We start from the raw sequence: 16938 nt of genomic DNA on the forward strand, positions 1-16938 counted from the left end.
GCATCGTCCGAACTTACAATGAGACGCCGCGAAAATGCCTCGACTTCAAAACCCCAGCCGAGGCATTCTCTCTCCTCAAATCAACCGTTGCACTTCAAACGTGAGTCCATCCCCCCCGCATCCGTGAAATGTGCGTCTTCTCCGAGCACAACCTGATCAGAGACCCGCCGTTTTCCAAAATCGATCTGGTCTCCTGCCGCAACGTGCTGATCTACATGGACAACGACTTTCAGCACCGGGTCATGCAGACGTTTCACTATGCGCTTCGGCCCGGCGGCTATCTGTTCATCGGGCCGTCGGAGAGCGTCAGCCGTGAATCGCGGCTGTTCACCGCTGCTGACAAGAAGCACCGCGTCCTCCAGCGCCGCGACAGCGTGAGGGCAGCGCTTCCGGAATTTCAACCCTCACCTCATACAGCCACAGCCCTGCCAGCGCCAATTGCCCGCACCGAGGATCAAATCGACAGGAGCGCGCGCCGCGCCATGGCGAAGCACTCTCCCGCATATTTCGTGGTCGACCGGCACCACAACATCGTGCGGTTTTCCGGCGGCGAGACCGGCCGCTATCTCGAGCCGTCGGAAGGCAACGCCAGCCTGAACTTCTTCACCAACCTGGCAAAAGCCCTGCGGTCGCAGGTTCGACGCGCCGTCGAGGCCGCCTTTGCCTCCGGCCAGTTGGTCGAAGAGGAGAATATGAGGATCGACGGCGGCGGCCAGTTCGTGGACCTCCTGGTTGAGCCGATCGCCGAATCGGGAAGGCCAGCCGAGATGGTCGTGGTCGCCTTTCGCGAACGCCGACCACGCGCTACGCCGGAGCGTGGCGCGGAAACGCCGCCAGCCATCTTGCGCGACGTCGATGCGCTTCAGCAGGAATTGCGTACCTTGCAGGCCCGCCATCAAGCCACGAGCGATGAGCTGGAAAGCCAGATCGAAAACATGAAATCGATGACCGAGGAATACCAATCGGTCAATGAAGAGCTCCAATCCTCCAATGAAGAGCTGGAAACCTCCAAGGAGGAAATGCAGTCGGTCAACGAAGAACTTCAGACCATTAACGGCGAACTGCACGGCAAGAACGACCTGTTGATGCAGGTCAACAACGATCTTCAGAACCTTCTCGACAGCACACAAATCGCCACCATCTTTCTAAATGACGACTTGCGCATCAGGAACTTTACGCCGGCGGCGATGGAGGTGTTTTCACTCCGCGATAGCGACCGCGGCCGTCCGATCACCGATATCGTGTCGTTGCTTTCCTACGACAAGCTCCGTGAGGATGTCAGGAATGTGCAGCGTACCCTGGGCGTCATTGAGCACGAACTCGATCTGAAGGACGAGAGCGCGACCTATATCATGCGGATGCGACCGTATCGCACCATGGCGAACGTCATTTCCGGCGTCGTCATCACCTTCAGTAACATCACCGAGCAAAAGCGGCATCACGAGCATCTGCAAGTTCTGATGAAGGAGTTGCAGCACCGTACCAACAACCTCTTTACGGTGATTCAGGCCATGGCGCGTCAGACCGCGAAAAGCAGTGCGACGTTTGCCAAATTCGAAGCGCAGTTCGGTGCCAGAATACAGGGACTATCCCATTCGAATACTTTGCTCCTCCAGGAGGACTGGAAAGGAGCTTCGCTCGATAAACTGATCGAGATTCAACTGGCGCCGTTCGTGGGCACCGACACGATGCGGGTCGAAACGGTGGGACCGCCGGTCACGCTTGCCGCCGCGGCCGTTCAAACCCTGGGGCTGGCGCTGCATGAACTCGCGACCAATGCGTCGAAATATGGCGCGCTGTCAGTGCCGGGCGGCCGGGTCGTCCTCAACTGGAGCTTCGGCAACGAAAGCAGCGCTCCCGAATCCTTTCGTATGGAATGGCGCGAACAGGGCGGGCCTGCCGTCAAGCCGTCCACGCGCAAGGGATTTGGCCGTTTTGTCACCGATCAGATGGTTACGCGCGCGCTCAATGCCACGGTCAAAACCGACTTTGCACCGGAGGGATTGCGATGGACGCTGCAAATGCCGGCAAGCGAGGCCCGTGGGAGGGCGGATAGCTAGTGTTTGAGCAAGGGCAAGGCGCTACTGCAGCCCGGTGTCACCGCTGGTGCGCTTCTTGGCGAGGTCCATTTCGGTCACCGCGATCAGGATCTCGGCGCGGGTTTTCAGATCAAGCGCTTCCAGCATCGCCTGCTTCTCCGCCGGACCATAGGGCGACATCATGGCGAGCGCGTTGACCAGCGCCTCGTTCGGCGCGCTCTCGATGCCCTCCCAATCCACCTTGAGATTGTTGGCTTCGAGAAAATCGGTCAGCACGTCGAGCAAGGCCGCGCGGTCGACGGCTTCTTCGCCTTTGCGCGCCACGAAATCGTCGGCATAGGGAAAGAAATCCACCTTGCATTGCCGATACGCGGTCAGTGCCGAGATTTCCTCGACCACCTTGAAGCGCGCGACGCCGGTCAGTTCCAGGATGTAGCGGCCGTCGCCGGATTCGGCGAGCTGCGTGATGCGGCCAACGCAGCCGACCCGGAACAGCTCCGGCCTTGCCTCGTCCCTGCTGTGGGAAATATCCGGCTGGATCATCCCGATCAGCCGGTGCCCGTCGCGCAGGGTGTCGTCCACCATCGCCAGATAGCGCGGCTCGAAAATATTGAGCGGCATCTGGCCGCGTGGCAGCAACAGCGCGCCCGGCAACGGAAACACCGGAATGATTTCGGGAAGCTCGCCGGGTCCGCGGTATTCGGCATTGATCGGCATCTGCAGTCCCGGTCAGTTCGCTGGTTCGGTGGAATACGTCCTACGAGAAGAGAATCGTCGACAGCCGCTTTCGTCCATCGACGGTCGCTTCGTCGGCGCCGCCCCACGCCTCGAAGAACTGCACCAGCTGCTTGCGCGCGCCGTCATCGTTCCACTTGCGATCACGCCTGACGATTTCCAGCAATTGGTTGGTCGCCTCCGCGCGCTTGCCCTGGGCGTTGAGCGCGGTCGCCAGGTCGAATCGCGCCTGATGGTCGAGCGGGTTTGCGGCGACTTTCTGTTCCAGCTCGGTCACCGGACCGACCGCCTGGGCCTGCTCGGCGAGATCGATCGAAGCCTGCACCGCCTTGACCGCGGCGTCATTGCGCTTCGATTCCGGCACCATCGCCAACGTCTGCTTGGCCTGCTCGACGGCTCCCGTCGTCACATAGCATTTCGCCAGCCCTGCCATGGCTGCGATATTGGTGGCATCGAAACCCAGTATCTCGGCATAGATCTGGGCCGCCGCGGCAGGGTCGCCCTCCGCCAGCACGGCCTCGGCCTCTTGCAGGATCTCTGCGATATTCGGTTCGCCCGGCGCCGTCATGCCCTTGGTGAGTTTGTCGATGAAGGCGTTGACCTGGCTCTCCGGCACCGCGCCCATGAAGCCGTCGGCGGGCTGGCCGCCCACGAACGCGATCACGGCCGGGATCGATTGAATGCCCATCTGGCCGGGGATGGCCGGATGCTCGTCGATATTCATCTTGACCAGCTTGACCTTGCCCTTGGCCGCCCGGACCGCCTTTTCGAGAACGGGCGTGAGCTGGCGGCAGGGTCCGCACCACGGCGCCCAGAAGTCGATCAGCACGGGCTGACGCTTCGATTCCTCGATGACATCCTTCACGAAGGTCTGGGTGGTCGTCTCCTTGATCAGATCGGGTACTGCCTGCGGCGCCGGGCCGCCGCCCTGCTCAACTATCGTCACGGTATCCTCGCCTGATGTCTTGAGAAGATGTCCTGGAATTCGAACTCGTTCTAGCACGGCTAGGAGCGAAGTTCCTCATCCGCTAGATGGCGGCTTGGTCACAAAATTCAATCGTCAGGCGTCCTCCGGGTTATCGAAGGCCGGATGGGCTGGAACCCCCATGAGGACGTCGATGCCCCGTCGAGGCAAGCCAAGGGACCTTCGCAAGGGACCGTCGATTACGATTGTGGCGTGTGGGACCAAAAGACGGGGGACGTTGGGAGGCTGGTTCGAAAATGCATCGAATCGCCCCGCGTCGCGCTGGCGGCCTGGCCTTGGGTTCCCGGCGTCGGCTTCAGGGGCCGACAAACCCCGTTTAGGCGTTGTTTCGGACCGATTCGCTCCCAATTGTTAATGAAATCGGATTATCCGCGTGGCACCGGATCGCACGCGGACTGTTGCATTCACGGTCCGCATTTGGCATAGGTCTGCCGTTGACGGCGAAACGTTCGCCGCCATCTCGGATGCGGGTGTAGCTCAGTGGTAGAGCACGACCTTGCCAAGGTCGGGGTCGAGGGTTCGAGCCCCTTCGCCCGCTCCAGATTTTCTTCTATGGCAAACTACGGGATCGATGACAGGCCGCCTTTTGGCGGCCTTGTCGTTCGTGGGCCGATGCGCGCATACCGGACGATGGCCTTCACGATGACAAGGCGCGGTGCCGGCCGAACCCCTTCCTGAACATCACTGGTTCCGAATGCGAACGACCCGAACCCTTGCCGTTCCCGTGTTCACGTCATGAAAGAGGCCGGACCAGAATCCGCTCACCGGCTTGTTCAAATAGACGTAGAGCTCGCCGTCGCTTTTCGGCTTGAACGTCTCGTTCAAATACTCGACCGTTCGAGGATCGTCGCGCGTGTCGATGAAATTTTCCGTATTGCCGGTCTCTCCGTAGCGCGTAATGACCCGTCCAAACGGACGATCGAACGTGCGTTTGATCGGATATGCGGCAGCCATGGCTGCCATTTGGGCCAAAGCGACGGCTGAACCCCACAAGCCACGGTCCCTGTGATGCCAGAACTCGTGCAGCGGCATGCCACCCGGGCCCGAGGATGCGCCAAGGAATGACCAGTCATTCTTGTTGCTGATCTCGAACGTATAAGTCTGAGAGGCAAGAACCTTGACCCCGGTCGACGTGCACACATTACGCGTATCGAACTCAGTTCTCACGGCACAAAGCTTCGTGCACGTGCCCGGAAGCGTGCCGTCGGCTGCTCGGGTGCACATCCCGACTTCAGCCCGCGTGCAAAGATCGAGCTTGCTCGCCTTGGGATCGGGCTTGCAGAAATTGCCGAAACTGTCCCGGATGTTGAAAATGTAGTGGCTCGCGAGCGCGACGCCGCCGTACAGAAACAGGAACGCAAAAATCCCCGGCGCTACCTTGAGTTTGATGGTGGTGATGGCTTGCCTGTATCCGTCCGTCAGCCTGAACCAGGCAATGGTCGAGTCTTTGAGCAACATCGTAATCAGGATTACGATGGCGAAGAACCGGAAATACGAGTGGGTAATGCTGTCGATGAAGATCTGCACGGTCTCCGGCGCCTTGGGGAGCGGGTATCCGAACCAGCCCCCCGGCACCGGATAGAGCGCGATCAGGAACAGGCAAAGACAGAGCAGTTTCTGCAATGCGCTCAAGCCGTCCCGCGGCCAGGAATGCTGCGCGTGTATGTCCAATTTCGAAAGGCTCACCCGCCACGCCGAGCGCATCTGGTCGGTGATGCGACTCCGGAGGCTGACGCTCAACCACAGCAACAGCGCGACAAGTCCGGCATGTAGCACAAACGAAAGTGGATCCCTCGCATACGCGTCTAGCCAGCGTGAGGCCGCTCTCGGAAGGGCCATCCCGACCATGCGGATGACATCGGAAAGCGGCCTGAGCCGGGTGGTGTATTCGGCCGCGGCCGGCAATTGAGACGTCAGCGGGTAGGTCAACAGATAGACCGAGGCGATCACGGTCAGAAAATAAATAATGCGCCGCCGCCAGATCGAACTTCCGACGACGTGTTCCTGCGTCTTTGCGCGTCCGCGCGCAGCCTTGGAGGTTTCGTACCCCAATTTGTCAGGTGAAACGAGCTTCTCGTCATAGGTCAGGATTTCGTAGGCGGGCGGCAGGGCGACCGGCGCATAGAGATGTGCATCGACGGCGATCCGCTGGAACACGCTCTCGTGTATCTTCGGCATCGCGATCTTCACGCAATCGCGCTTGTCGTCCGAATATCGCGTATCCGACAGCGCGGCTACACTCCTTGGCCCGTAACGGTAGTAGCCGCTGAGCCCGTTTCGCGAATCATAAATCCGGCCGTCCTTGTCCTGGGTCGATCGGACGCGTTTGAAGGCGTCGGGATCCGCGTTCGGAGCTTCCTTCAAGGTGAGGCCGCGACGCTTTGCTTCGGAAAGAATCCAGGTGAGCGATACATGGGCGAGCGAGTCGTCCGGATATCCGCCGCCGACATTGGAATGCACGCCGGCGAACCAGACCTGCGTGATCCGTTCCGAATCGGTGCCCCTGGTGCCGGTAGCGACAGTTTCCGGGCTCTCGTCCCACAGCAGCGGATGGAATGTGGTGCGCTCATCGTCGAGCGAGAGGGCATGGCAGGCCTTGCGAACCAGGGGATTAAGCTGCCGGTCGGGCAGTTCGAGCGGCCACAGATAGCGGCTGACGCCCCGTGTCATTTCGTCGATGGGCAGGCCGTAAGCAGCCACCGTATCCCAGAGGCCCAGGAAGGCGATGTGATCGACCGGGCGCTGGCTCTTGTCGTGCTTGGCGGAGACGAACAGGTTGCGCAGCTTTCGAAACACCCATTCGACCTGAAATCGCGATTTGAAACATTCCGCCCGGTGGGCACGGTAAGCGGCGGCGACCTTTCGATCGAGCTCCTCCTCGGTCTGATAGCTCACCAGCCCCTGTTCGCAGATCAGCCCGTTCACCACGCGGATGGTGAAGGCGCCACGGCTGAACCCGAAGGCAAAGATGTCGTCGCCCCGGTAGGGGCCGTATTTCTCTTCGCGATTTTCTGCTTTGGCGGTGGCGGCTTCGATCGCCTGATAGTCGAGATGCGAGCGATAATTGCGGCAGGCAAACTTGTAGATATCCAGCACGTTCCGCTTCAGACCGAAGCCGAACGCGCCGCCCAGGATCGCGAAGGGCTTGAAGGACGAAGTGCCGACCCCGTCGTCGTAGAACGCAATCTGTTGTGAGCTCGTCAGATCGAGCGACTCGAACGTCCGCCACACATTGGTGCGCCAGACCTTGCCGGCGGAATTGCCGGTGCCGTCCGAGAGCAGAATGATCCGCTTGTTGGCCATCCGGACGCTCGCTCAAACCCGGTCGAGGGAGACCGGTATGTCGTAAGGGAATGCGAAAAGCTTCTCAGGGATTTGGCTCCTCAACTATGAAATGGGCCACAATTACGTTGCTCATTTGCCCATCAGGAAAGATGACATGCGATCCGCTGATGTGGCACGCCGCCCACTTGCGCGCCTTCCGATGAGGCGCATGCGTTTGCTCGACACGAATATTGCGGTGCAGCGGGCGCAACTGCAAACGCAGCTGCTTAGCAATCCGTCTCACAATTTGCTTTGATCAGGCTGACCCGCGTGGCGCGCGCTTCTCTCCCGCATCGGATGTGCTACCATTTCCCGGTCTGCTTCTTTCACCAGACCAAGTTCGCCTCTCGAACGTTTCAAAATAATAACAGGCGCAGCCGCCAGGCTGCATAGGGGAGTGACGCGATGAAATCGGCTTTCAATCGATCCATTCTTGCGCTCGCAGCTATCTTCGTTATCGCGGGGGCCAACCAGGCCAGCGCGCAGCAGAAGGCCCTGAAGAAGTACGAGTCCGGCACCAAGGACTTCTGGACCAACCCGCCGCCGGATTGGTTCCTCGGCGACGAGACCGAGGCCCAGAAGGGTCAGGCGCCGCCATCCGGCCCGCCGACCGGCGCCTCGGACGCCGAACTTGCGGCAACGATGAAGAAGATCAAGCTGCCGGAAGGTTTCAGTATCGAAGTCTATGCTTCCAACGTGTTGGAGGCGCGGCAGATGGCCTGGGGCGACAAGGGCACGCTGTTTGTTGGCTCCTTCAGCCTCGGCAACGTCTATGCGATCAAGGACAGCGGCGGAAAGAGGGAGGTCAAGACCGTCCTCAAGGGTCTCAACATGCCCACCGGGCTGGCGTTCCTTGACGGTTCGCTCTACGTCGTCGCGATCAACAAGCTGATCAAATACGAAAACGCCGAAGCCAATCTCGACAAACTCGGCGAGGGTAAGGTGGTGTACGACGACATGCCGACCTACGTCGCGCATGGCTGGAAATACATCGCCGTCGACAAGGATGGCTGGTTCTATATGCCGTTCGGACCTCCCTTCAACATCGGCATCCCGCCCACCAGCCTCTCGCAGATCCGCCGAGTCGATCCCAAGACCGGCAATGCCGAGATCTGGGCGCTCGGCGTTCGCAACAGCGTCGGCGGCGACGTCGATCCGCGCTCGGGACGATACTGGTTCACGGAGAACGCGCGCGACTGGATCAGCGACGACATGCCGAGCGACAAGCTCAACATGATCTCGAAGATCGGCGAGCATTTCGGCTATCCCTACTGCCATCAGGGCGATATGCCGGACCCGAAATTCGCGATGGGTCACAAGTGCTCTGAATTCACGCCGCCCGTGGTCAATCTCGGTGCACACGTGGCACCGCTCGGCATGAAGTTCTACACCGGCGATCAATTTCCCGCCGAGTACAAGAACAACATCCTGATCGCCGAGCATGGCTCCTGGAATCGGTACAAGTACCAGGGCGCCCGGATCAAGCGCGTGATCGTCGATGCCGACGGCAAGAACGCCAAGTCGGAGATCTTTGCCTCCGGCTGGCTTGAGGGCGACACGGGCTATCTCGGCCGTCCGAACGACATCATCCTCGCCAAGGACGGTTCGATCCTGGTGGCCGACGACTGGGCCGGCGCCATCTATCGCATCAGCTACAAGAAGTAGGACGTCAACGATCAGGGGCTGCGGTTGCTCGGGAACGGGTGGCCGCAGCCTTTGTTGTTTGGGGTGCGCTGCAGAGGAGTTCACATGCGAAATGCACTGGTCGGGATCGTGCTGGCGTCGTCAATCGCCTGCGGTTCGGCTGTTCGCGCCGCCGACATCGCGGCCGGCAAGGAGAAGGCCGAGCTGTGCGTCGGTTGCCACGGCGAGGGCGGTATTTCGCAGATGGAGAACATGCCCTCGCTGGCGGCACAGCCGGACCTGTTCATCCAGTGGCAACTCGTGTTCTTCCGCGCCGGCACCCGAAAAAACGAGCAGATGCAGCCGATCGTCGAGCAGCTCAACAATGAGGACATCCGCAACCTCGGCGCCTATTACGCCTCGCTTCCGCCGCCGAAGGAAGCAAAGCCCGACGACGACCCCGATTTGTCGAAGAAGGGTGCGCAGGCGGCCGCCGGCCGGCGCTGCGCCTTCTGCCATGGTGACACTTACGCCGGCACCAAGGGGGTCGCCCGTGTCGCCGGCCAGCGCGAGGATTATCTCGTGAAGGCGCTGCGGGATTACAAATCGGGCGAGCGGGCCGGCGGCGCGATGGCGGCGATGGCTGATGTCGCGTTTGCCCTAAGCGAGGAAGAGATCGAGGCACTCGCGCATTATCTTGCGCATTTGTAAAGGCGGACAGCGCTTTACCCTCCCCTGGAGGGGGAGGGCCGGCTCACATGGAGCGCAGCGAAATGTGAGACGGGGTGGGGTGATCTCTCCACTCGGGCACTGTTGGATGTGGAAAGACCGTCACCCCACCTCGGTTCGCATTTCATGCGAACCGATCCTCCCCCTCCAGGGGAGGATAAGAGTCAACCCCGCTGCTTCTCATACGCCTTGAGATGGGTGTAGGCGATGCGCAGCTTCGGCACCGGGATCTTGGCGGCGTCGGCGCGCGCGACGAGGTCGCCGATCACATGGTCGGCCTCGACCGGCAGGCCTGCCTTGACGTCGCGGAACATCGAGGCGGTCATCGGCGAGCCCTCGGTCGTCAACAAGCCGCTGGTGCGCTGGAAGAACGGGCCGGTCGGCTCATAGCCCGACGCCTTTGCAATCGCGGTGCATTCATCGAGCATGCCGAGCAGAAAATCCTTGCCGCCGGTGGCGGCCAGGATGTTGCCGACTGAAGTGCGCATCAGAGAGGTCGACGCCGCGAGCGAAGCGAGGAAAACCCACTTCTCCCACATGTCCTGCATGATGTGTTCACTGGCCACCGCGCCGAACTTGCCGCTCTCAAACACTTTCGCAATCGCGCGCACCCGCTCCGACATGGAGCCATCGCGTTCGCCGAAATTGAGCGATTGCATCGGCGCGAGCTGGACAACCTCGCGGGCCTCGTTGAGCGTCGCCGCGATCGCGCAGAGGCCGCCGAGCACGCGGTCGGCTCCGAATTTCCCGTCCAGCACGTCGAGGTGCAGCATGCCGTTGAGCAACGGAATGATCGCTGTTTGTGACCCGACCGCGGGGGCAAAGGACTTGATCGCGTCTTCCAGGTCGAACGCCTTGCAGCTCAACAGCACGACGTCGAATGTCTCGGCGAGCTTGTCGGACTGCACTGTCGGCGGATTCTTGAGCGTCACGTCGCCGGCCGGACTCCTGATGACGAGGCCTGCGCTTGCAAGTTCGGAAGCGCGCTTCGGCCGGACCAGGAACGTCACGTCGTTTCCTGCCTGAAGCAGCCTGCCGCCGAAATAGCCGCCGATGGCGCCGGCGCCGACCACGAGAATACGCATGCCAAAGCTTCCTTTTGTTGTTGGTCTTGGAATGGGCTTTTTTACCACTTCTCGCCGAACAGTCGAACCCGGAGGCTATTTCCCCGAGACCATTTCCTCGACTTCGCGAAGCTGCTCCTTGCCGAAAAACATTTCCTTGCCGACGAAGAACGTCGGTGAGCCGAACGCGCCGCGGTCGACCGCGTTTTGTGTATTCTCGATCAGCTTCGCCTTTACGTCGGCGTCCTGTGAGCGCGCCAGCAGTTTGGCGGCATCGAGGCCGGACGAGGCCAACGCCTTGGCCGCGACTTCGGGGTCATCCATTTTCTTCGGCTCGACCCACATGTGATGGAAGGCCGCCTCGACATACTTCTCGAACACGCCTTCGAGTTGGGCGGCCACCGCCGCGCGCATCAGGTTCAGCGTGTTGACCGGGAAGAACGGGTTCCAGACATAGGGCTTGACCCCGAAGCGCTTCAGGAAGCGCTCGGTCTCCAGCGCGTGGAATTCGCGCTTGTTCTTGATGCCGGCGAGTGTTTCGGCGGGTGACTTGTTGTTGGTGGCCTTGAAGATGCCGCCGAGCAGGATCGGCACATATTCGAACTTCACTCCGGTGCGCTTTTCGATCGCCGGAATCGCTTCGTGGCTGAGGAAGGCGTTGGGGCTGCCGAAATCGAACAGGAATTGTGGATTTGAACTCACGGCAGTCTCCTGATGTTTTGGCGCATTGTGGCGCAAGGCAGGTAGCGCGTCCACAGTATTATGACGGTCGTAATATCGTGGAAATGCGCGACTTGCCCGACGTCACGCGATCGCGCCTATGGCTCGGCGCGATCGCTGAAGGCGAGCTTGACGACGTGGTCGCGGATATCGTCGGGCCAGCCAGCGACGAGACCGACGAATCGCCGCCGGTCATCGGCGAACAGCGCGCGCGAGGCTTCCTCGAAGTCCGCGAGATTGCCGGCCATCACGGACATGAAATGATAGGCGGCATCCCTTGCCGCGCGAGCGCGATCCGCATCACCATTGGCGCGGCGCGCTTCCTCAACGAGCTTGCGCAACGCCACCGATGCGCCGCCGGGCTGCGCGCCGAGCCACTCCCAATGGCGCGGCAACAATGTCACCTCGCGCGCGACGACGCCGAGCTTGGGCCGTCCGCGCCCACGCGGCTCCGCTGACGCCGTCTCATCGGTTTCAACATCCGGAGGCGAGGCGGGTTGAGGCAAGCGGGCAATGATTTCGCGTTCGGTGCCGCGAAGATCGAGATCGATCGGCTGGCCGGTCGCGTCGCTGAATATGATGATCGGCGGCACGGCGGGCCTGCGGGAAGCTTGCATGACCGCAATTGCGACCTCGGCGAGCGGACCCGCCGCCAGGCGTTGCGGGCCCATGAAGGCCGTGAAATGGGGGCGGGTCTTGTCAGCCATTGGAGAAACTCTGGATTTTCGGGTAGCTTATATTTACCCGGGTAAATTGGATTGTCAATATCGCCCGGGTAAATATTGCACCGCTCTTTAGGCCGTCTCGACTTTCCGCCCCCCGGCTGGCACCAACGGCGGCCAATTGAAGGGGACGCCATGCTGACGGTTCATCATCTCAACAATTCCCGCTCGCAGCGCGTGCTGTGGCTGCTCGAAGAGCTCGGCATGCCTTACGAGATCGTCCGCTATCAGCGCCAGCCGGACATGCGCGCCCCGAAAGAGCTGCGCGCCATTCACCCGCTCGGCAAATCGCCCGTCATTACCGACAACGGCAACACCATCGCCGAATCCGGCGCAATCTGCGAATACATCATCGGCACCTATGGCAATGGCCGCCTGATCCCGCCACCGAACACGCCGGAACGGCTGCGCTACACCTATTGGCTGCACTATGCCGAGGGCTCCGCGATGTCGCCGCTGCTCTTGAAGCTGTTGTTCACGCTGATGCCGAAGCGCGCACCGGCCCTGCTGCGGCCGCTGGTGCGCAAGGTTTCCAACACGGCGCTGACCACCTTGGTCAACCCGCAGCTCAAGCAGCACATGGATTATTGGGAAAGTGAACTCGGCAAGAGCGAATGGTTCGCCGGCAATGAATTCACCGGCGCCGACATCCAGATGAGCTTTCCGCTGGAAGCCGCTGCCGCGCGCGGCGGGCTGGAGATGGGCCATCCCAAGGCAATGGCGTATCTCGAACGCATTCATGCCCGTCCGGCCTATGCGCGTGCGCTGGAAAAGGGCGGGCCGTATGTGATTGGGCGGTGACGACCTCACGGTTGCACCGCTGCAATTACTTCCTTCACCAGCCGGGCAACGCCGCGTATATCGCCGGTCGGATCGACGCTGTCGCCGAGCCGGACCACGACAAGGCGCTGGGACGGCATGATCACGATGCGCTGGCCGAGGTCGCCGGACGCAAAGAACGCGTCGCGGGGAATACCGAGCCGCACGCGGCCCCTGGCATTGGGGTGCTCGCTGCGGTTGGTCCAGAAGCCGGCGGCGTAATCGGTGTCGAGCGTCGCGGCGGCGCAGAAATCGACCCAGTCCGCATGCAGGATGCGTTTGCCTGCGACCACGCCGTCATTGAGGTAGAGCAGGCCGAACTTCGCCCAATCCCGCGCGCTCGCCAGCATGTAGGTCGAGCCCTGCAGCGTGCCCGCGCCGTCGAACTCCAGCGTGACGTGGCGCATGCCGAGCGGATTGAACAATTCGCGCCACGCGAACGCCAGCGTCTGTTCCGGTCCGCCGACGGCATCGCGAACGATGCGTGCCAGGATCTGCGTGGTTGGGCTCGAGTAATGCCATCGCGTGCCCAGTGGCGCGATCATTTTTGCGCTCACGGCGTAGGCGGCCGTATCGTCCTGCTGGTACATCCGGCTGGATGGATCGAAGCCGGAATTCGTTTCGTCCAGATCGAGACCGCTGGTCATGCGCATGAGATGCTCGACCTCAATCTCGCGCCGCGGATCGCCAGCGCGGCGCCATTCCGGGATCGGCGCGGGCATCGAGGGCGTGACGAGGCCCTGCTGAGTGAGGATGCCGATCAGCGCGTTGACGACGGATTTGGTCATGGAGAAGCCGAGCAGCGGCGTATCGATGCCGATGCCGGCGGCATAGCGCTCGGCAATCACCTTGCCGTCGTGAACCACGACGACCGCCTTGGTCCTGCGGAACGGCGGCGCGGCCGGCTCCTCGAAGGCGTGATCGAGCGCAGCCTTCAGTGCCGGATCTGACGGCTCGACCACACCAGGCCCGGTAATTTCGGGGAGCGATGGCGGCGTCTTCGCCTTCAGCGCCTCGACATCGCTCTTCAGGAGATAGGGCTCCTTCGACCCCTGCAACTCGATGCAGCCGAGCCCGTCGTGAAAGGCCGCACGGCTGCGAAATAGTCCGAGCGTTGAGGCATCGACGGTGCGAGCGGTGCGGTCGAGGGTGAACCGGAGCACGTGGCGCAGCCGGCGAATTCCGGCGCGGTCGGAAACCTCCGCGAACACGGCTTGCGGATCGAGGCCCGAGACGAAGGTCTTCGAGCAGATGTTATGGGCAACATAACCGGTGGCGACGCGGACGGCGCGGTCGGGCCGGAAGTGGACGCTCGCGCCCGCCAGCGCAGCGATGAAGATGGCGAGCCCGATGGCGATCCACTTTCGCAAATTCACCTGCTCCGCAAGTCTCTAGCGCGACGTCTGCGCCGCGCCCACCGAAGGCAGCGCCTGCACGGTGACGCCGGGTGGCGGCACGTCGTCGTCGGGGACGAAGAAATCCGGCATCAAGGGCACCGAGCGATCGACACGGTAATGTTCAAAGTCCCTGACGCCGCTGGCGTACAGCACCTTGTCGTCGATGCAGAATTGCCCGGTGAACTCGCGCGATGGCCTTGTCAGAATGGCGTGCGCGGCATCACCCATGATTTCGGGCGTGCGGCTGGCGCGCATCATGGCCTCGCCGCCGAGCAGGTTGCCGACCGCGGCGGTTGCGATGGTGGTGCGCGGCCATAGCGCGTTGACCGCTACGCCCGCGGATTTCAGTTCGCCCGATAGCCCCAGCACGCACATGCTCATTCCGAACTTAGCCATCGTGTAGGCGGTGGAATGCTCGAACCATTTTTGCTTCATGTCGAGCGGCGGTGACAGCATCAATATGTGCGGATTGGCCGCCTTCTTCAGATGCGGGATGCAATATTTCGACACCATGAAGGTGCCGCGGGTGTTGATACCGATCATCAGGTCGAACCGCTTCATGTCGGTTCCTTGCGAATTGGTCAGGCTGATGGCGCTGGCGTTGTTGACGCAGATATCGATGCCGCCGAATTCGGCGACGGTCTGCTCGATCGCGGCGATCACCTGTGCCTCATCGCGGATGTCGCACAGCACCGGCAGCGCCTTACCGCCGGCGGCGCGGATATCGTCGGCGGCGGTGTAAATGGTGCCCTTGAGCTTCGGGTGCGGTTCCGCGGTCTTCGCCGCAATCGCAACATTGGCGCCGTCACGCGCGGCACGCAGCGCAATCGCCAGTCCGATGCCGCGGCTGGCGCCCGAGATAAACAGCGTCTTGCCTTTGAGAGATGTCATCTGAAGCTCTCCTGTGAGAGGGGACGCATACTACGGCGCGTCCCTCACGAGTGCACGTCCTCATTGTCCCACCGCCGCCGCCCCCCTTGTGCGTGGATCGGGCGCGCCGAGCAGGCCGTTGGGCGTGACGGCGATCGAATTCGCCGACGTTTGGCCGAGCGGCTCGATCACCTTGTGGCCTTTCGCCCTCAGCTCGGCCAACACCTCGTCGGAAAAGCCGCGTTCCACACGCACTTCATCGGGCATCCATTGGTGATGGACCCGGGGGGCCGCCACGGCGGCGGCGACATCCATGTTGTAGTCGAGCACGTCGATCACGACCTGCAGCACCGCCGATATGATACGGCTGCCGCCCGGCGAGCCCGTGACCAGCACCGGCTTGCCGTCCTTCAGCACGATGGTCGGCGACATCGACGACAACGGCCGCTTTCCCGGGCCGGGCAGGTTGGCCTCGAAGCCGACCAGGCCAAACGCGTTCGATGCGCCGGGTGCCGCGGTGAAATCGTCGAGCTCGTTGTTGAGCAGCACGCCGGTGCCCTCGGCGACCAGTCCGACACCATAGGGAAAGTTCAGCGTGTAGGTGTTGCTGACGGCGTTGCCGCTGGAATCGACGACCGAATAATGGGTGGTGTTGCTGCCCTCGCGCGGGCTCACTGCCAGCACATCGGCCGCGGGCGTTGCGCGCGCGAGGTCGATGCCGGCGCGTTGCCGGGCCGCATAATCCTTGGTGATCAGCACATTGACGGGCGCGTTGACGAAGGCGGGATCGCCGAGATAGCGCGCGCGATCGGCGTAGGCGCGCTTCATGGCTTCGATTATTACATGCAGCGAAGGCGCGGAGCCCTGCTTCATGTCGGCCATCGCAAATCCTTCGAGAATGTTCAGCGACTGCAGCAACACCGTGCCGCCGGAGGAGGGCAGCGGCATCGACACGATGTCGTAGCCGCGATAGTTGCCGCGCACCGGGCTGCGGACCACCGCCTCATAGGATTTGAGATCGTCCACTGTCATGATGCCACCGGCATCGCGGACGGCCTTTGCCAACCGTTCGGCGACCGGCCCCTCATAAAATCCGCGCGGTCCCTGTTCTGCAATGGCAGACAGCGTTGCCGCGAGATCAGCCTGGATCAATCGGTCACCTTCCTGCAGTGGCGTGCCGTCGCTGCGGGAGAGCGCCTTCGCCGAATTCGGCCAGCGTCCCATCCGACGGTACATATCCGACAGCGTGTCAGCCATGTCGTCGGCAACGATAAAACCGTCGCGCGCCAGTTCGATTGAAGGTTTGAGGATCTGCGCGAGCGTGAAACGCCCAGAGCCGTATTTCTCCAGCGCCACTGCCAGCCCGGCTACCGTGCCGGGCACGCCGATACCAAGTGCGGAATTGCGCGACTTGTCGGTATCGGGTTTGCCGTCCGATCCCAGGAAAATATCGCGCGTGATCGCCGCCGGTGCGGTCTCGCGATAATCGATGGCGGCGGCTTCATTGCGCGCTGCCGCATGGATCACCATGAAGCCGCCGCCGCCGATGTTTCCAGCGCGCGGATAGGTGACGGCAAGCGCAAAGCCGGTGGCGACCGCGGCATCGACCGCGTTGCCGCCCTGCCTCAGGATGTCGGCGCCGACTTGCGCGGCGAGCTTTTCCTGCGCCACCACCAAGCCATGCTCGGCCGCAACGGCGCGAACGGTGGAGAGGTCGGGGGGCGAGTAAAAGCGGCGTTCCTGCGCAAAGGCCGTCGTCCCGCAGGCAAACGCAAGTACGAATGTGGCAGCTACTCGGCGCCACCGGATTGAAAAGACCGCCATCGAAAATCCGCCGCAGTTGGAGCCTGTGTGACGCCTGGCAACAGCCCCCAGCGCCGGTGACGCATGCTATATGGGTTCGCATTCAGC

14 protein-coding genes, 1 tRNA gene and 1 pseudogene are annotated in these 16938 nt (G+C 62.0%); 6 read left to right on the top strand and 10 right to left on the bottom strand.

Going from position 1 to position 16938, the window contains the following annotated elements; all coding sequences use genetic code 11:
- Positions 1 to 128: 128 nt before the first annotated feature.
- Positions 129 to 335 (top strand): annotated as a pseudogene (locus IVB22_RS14820) (CheR family methyltransferase); the annotation flags it as partial.
- Positions 336 to 404: 69 nt separating this feature from the next.
- On the opposite strand, the gene IVB22_RS14825 reads toward IVB22_RS14820, so the two are convergent.
- Entirely contained in the window at positions 405 to 962 is a 558-nt protein-coding gene (locus tag IVB22_RS14825; RefSeq protein ID WP_247518101.1) for a hypothetical protein, read from the bottom strand.
- Between IVB22_RS14825 and IVB22_RS14830 the strand changes: the two genes are divergently transcribed.
- Positions 936 to 2060 carry a PAS domain-containing protein gene (locus IVB22_RS14830; protein ID WP_247518098.1) on the top strand — a complete coding sequence of 375 codons (1125 nt, stop codon included), beginning with the start codon at positions 936 to 938 and terminating at the stop codon, positions 2058 to 2060. The two genes, IVB22_RS14825 and IVB22_RS14830, sit on opposite strands and share 27 nt — an antisense overlap.
- 21 nt (positions 2061 to 2081) lie before the next feature.
- Here IVB22_RS14830 and IVB22_RS14835 read toward each other — a convergent pair whose 3' ends face one another.
- Together IVB22_RS14835 and trxA are read right to left on the bottom strand one after the other, a co-directional pair.
- Positions 2082 to 2756: an LON peptidase substrate-binding domain-containing protein gene (locus IVB22_RS14835; RefSeq protein WP_247518073.1), complete on the bottom strand. Its 675-nt coding sequence runs from the start codon at positions 2754 to 2756 to the stop codon at positions 2082 to 2084.
- A gap of 40 nt (positions 2757 to 2796) precedes the next feature.
- The gene (trxA, locus tag IVB22_RS14840; RefSeq protein WP_247518074.1) at positions 2797 to 3720 is read right to left on the bottom strand and encodes a thioredoxin; all 924 of its coding nucleotides are present in this window, start codon (positions 3718 to 3720) and stop codon (positions 2797 to 2799) included.
- A gap of 505 nt (positions 3721 to 4225) precedes the next feature.
- On the opposite strand from trxA, the gene IVB22_RS14845 reads away from it, so the two are divergent.
- Positions 4226 to 4300, top strand: a tRNA-Gly gene (locus IVB22_RS14845).
- 140 nt (positions 4301 to 4440) lie between these two features.
- Here the strand turns inward: IVB22_RS14845 and IVB22_RS14850 are convergent.
- Positions 4441 to 7062 (bottom strand): DUF2235 domain-containing protein, encoded by a 2622-nt coding sequence (locus IVB22_RS14850; RefSeq protein ID WP_247518075.1) that lies wholly within the window; start codon positions 7060 to 7062, stop codon positions 4441 to 4443.
- A gap of 426 nt (positions 7063 to 7488) precedes the next feature.
- Between IVB22_RS14850 and IVB22_RS14855 the strand changes: the two genes are divergently transcribed.
- Both IVB22_RS14855 and IVB22_RS14860 read left to right on the top strand, forming a co-directional pair.
- Complete coding sequence (locus IVB22_RS14855) at positions 7489 to 8748, top strand: sorbosone dehydrogenase family protein (protein ID WP_247518076.1); 1260 nt, start codon at positions 7489 to 7491, stop codon at positions 8746 to 8748.
- A gap of 84 nt (positions 8749 to 8832) precedes the next feature.
- Positions 8833 to 9417, top strand: a complete 585-nt coding sequence (locus IVB22_RS14860; protein WP_247518077.1) for a cytochrome c — start codon at positions 8833 to 8835, stop codon at positions 9415 to 9417.
- Positions 9418 to 9599: 182 nt separating this feature from the next.
- Here IVB22_RS14860 and panE read toward each other — a convergent pair whose 3' ends face one another.
- From panE to IVB22_RS14875, 3 genes are all read right to left on the bottom strand, one after another.
- Positions 9600 to 10520 carry a 2-dehydropantoate 2-reductase gene (panE, locus tag IVB22_RS14865; protein ID WP_247518078.1) on the bottom strand — a complete coding sequence of 307 codons (921 nt, stop codon included), beginning with the start codon at positions 10518 to 10520 and terminating at the stop codon, positions 9600 to 9602.
- 75 nt (positions 10521 to 10595) lie between these two features.
- Positions 10596 to 11201, bottom strand: coding sequence for a 2-hydroxychromene-2-carboxylate isomerase (locus IVB22_RS14870; RefSeq protein WP_247518079.1), 606 nt, complete (start codon positions 11199 to 11201; stop codon positions 10596 to 10598).
- A 116-nt stretch (positions 11202 to 11317) separates the two neighbouring features.
- A complete protein-coding gene (locus IVB22_RS14875) occupies positions 11318 to 11926 on the bottom strand; it encodes a DUF2239 family protein (RefSeq protein WP_247518080.1) in 609 nt (202 codons plus the stop codon).
- 150 nt (positions 11927 to 12076) lie between these two features.
- On the opposite strand from IVB22_RS14875, the gene IVB22_RS14880 reads away from it, so the two are divergent.
- Entirely contained in the window at positions 12077 to 12742 is a 666-nt protein-coding gene (locus IVB22_RS14880; protein ID WP_247518081.1) for a glutathione S-transferase family protein, read from the top strand.
- Positions 12743 to 12747: 5 nt separating this feature from the next.
- Here IVB22_RS14880 and IVB22_RS14885 read toward each other — a convergent pair whose 3' ends face one another.
- Genes IVB22_RS14885 through ggt form a run of 3 tightly spaced genes read right to left on the bottom strand, consistent with a single transcriptional unit; the run spans position 12748 to position 16851 of the window.
- Complete coding sequence (locus IVB22_RS14885; protein WP_247518082.1) at positions 12748 to 14136, bottom strand: serine hydrolase; 1389 nt, start codon at positions 14134 to 14136, stop codon at positions 12748 to 12750.
- 15 nt (positions 14137 to 14151) lie between these two features.
- Positions 14152 to 15048: an NAD(P)-dependent oxidoreductase gene (locus IVB22_RS14890; protein WP_247518083.1), complete on the bottom strand. Its 897-nt coding sequence runs from the start codon at positions 15046 to 15048 to the stop codon at positions 14152 to 14154.
- A gap of 60 nt (positions 15049 to 15108) precedes the next feature.
- Positions 15109 to 16851, bottom strand: coding sequence for a gamma-glutamyltransferase (gene ggt / locus IVB22_RS14895; RefSeq protein WP_247518084.1), 1743 nt, complete (start codon positions 16849 to 16851; stop codon positions 15109 to 15111).
- Between the last annotated feature and the right edge of the window lie 87 nt (positions 16852 to 16938).

This window comes from Bradyrhizobium sp. 190 (assembly GCF_023073415.1).
In the GTDB taxonomy this organism is placed as follows: Bacteria; Pseudomonadota; Alphaproteobacteria; order Rhizobiales; family Xanthobacteraceae; genus Bradyrhizobium.

Coding starts and splice junctions, on each gene's coding strand:
- IVB22_RS14830 (WP_247518098.1), top strand. CDS start 936: ATGAAATCGATGACCGAGGAATACCAATCGGTCAATGAAGAGCTCCAA.
- IVB22_RS14835 (WP_247518073.1), bottom strand. CDS start 2,756: ATGCCGATCAATGCCGAATACCGCGGACCCGGCGAGCTTCCCGAAATC.
- IVB22_RS14850 (WP_247518075.1), bottom strand. CDS start 7,062: ATGGCCAACAAGCGGATCATTCTGCTCTCGGACGGCACCGGCAATTCC.
- IVB22_RS14855 (WP_247518076.1), top strand. CDS start 7,489: ATGAAATCGGCTTTCAATCGATCCATTCTTGCGCTCGCAGCTATCTTC.
- IVB22_RS14860 (WP_247518077.1), top strand. CDS start 8,833: ATGCGAAATGCACTGGTCGGGATCGTGCTGGCGTCGTCAATCGCCTGC.
- panE (WP_247518078.1), bottom strand. CDS start 10,520: ATGCGTATTCTCGTGGTCGGCGCCGGCGCCATCGGCGGCTATTTCGGC.
- IVB22_RS14875 (WP_247518080.1), bottom strand. CDS start 11,926: ATGGCTGACAAGACCCGCCCCCATTTCACGGCCTTCATGGGCCCGCAA.
- IVB22_RS14880 (WP_247518081.1), top strand. CDS start 12,077: ATGCTGACGGTTCATCATCTCAACAATTCCCGCTCGCAGCGCGTGCTG.
- IVB22_RS14890 (WP_247518083.1), bottom strand. CDS start 15,048: ATGACATCTCTCAAAGGCAAGACGCTGTTTATCTCGGGCGCCAGCCGC.
- ggt (WP_247518084.1), bottom strand. CDS start 16,851: ATGGCGGTCTTTTCAATCCGGTGGCGCCGAGTAGCTGCCACATTCGTA.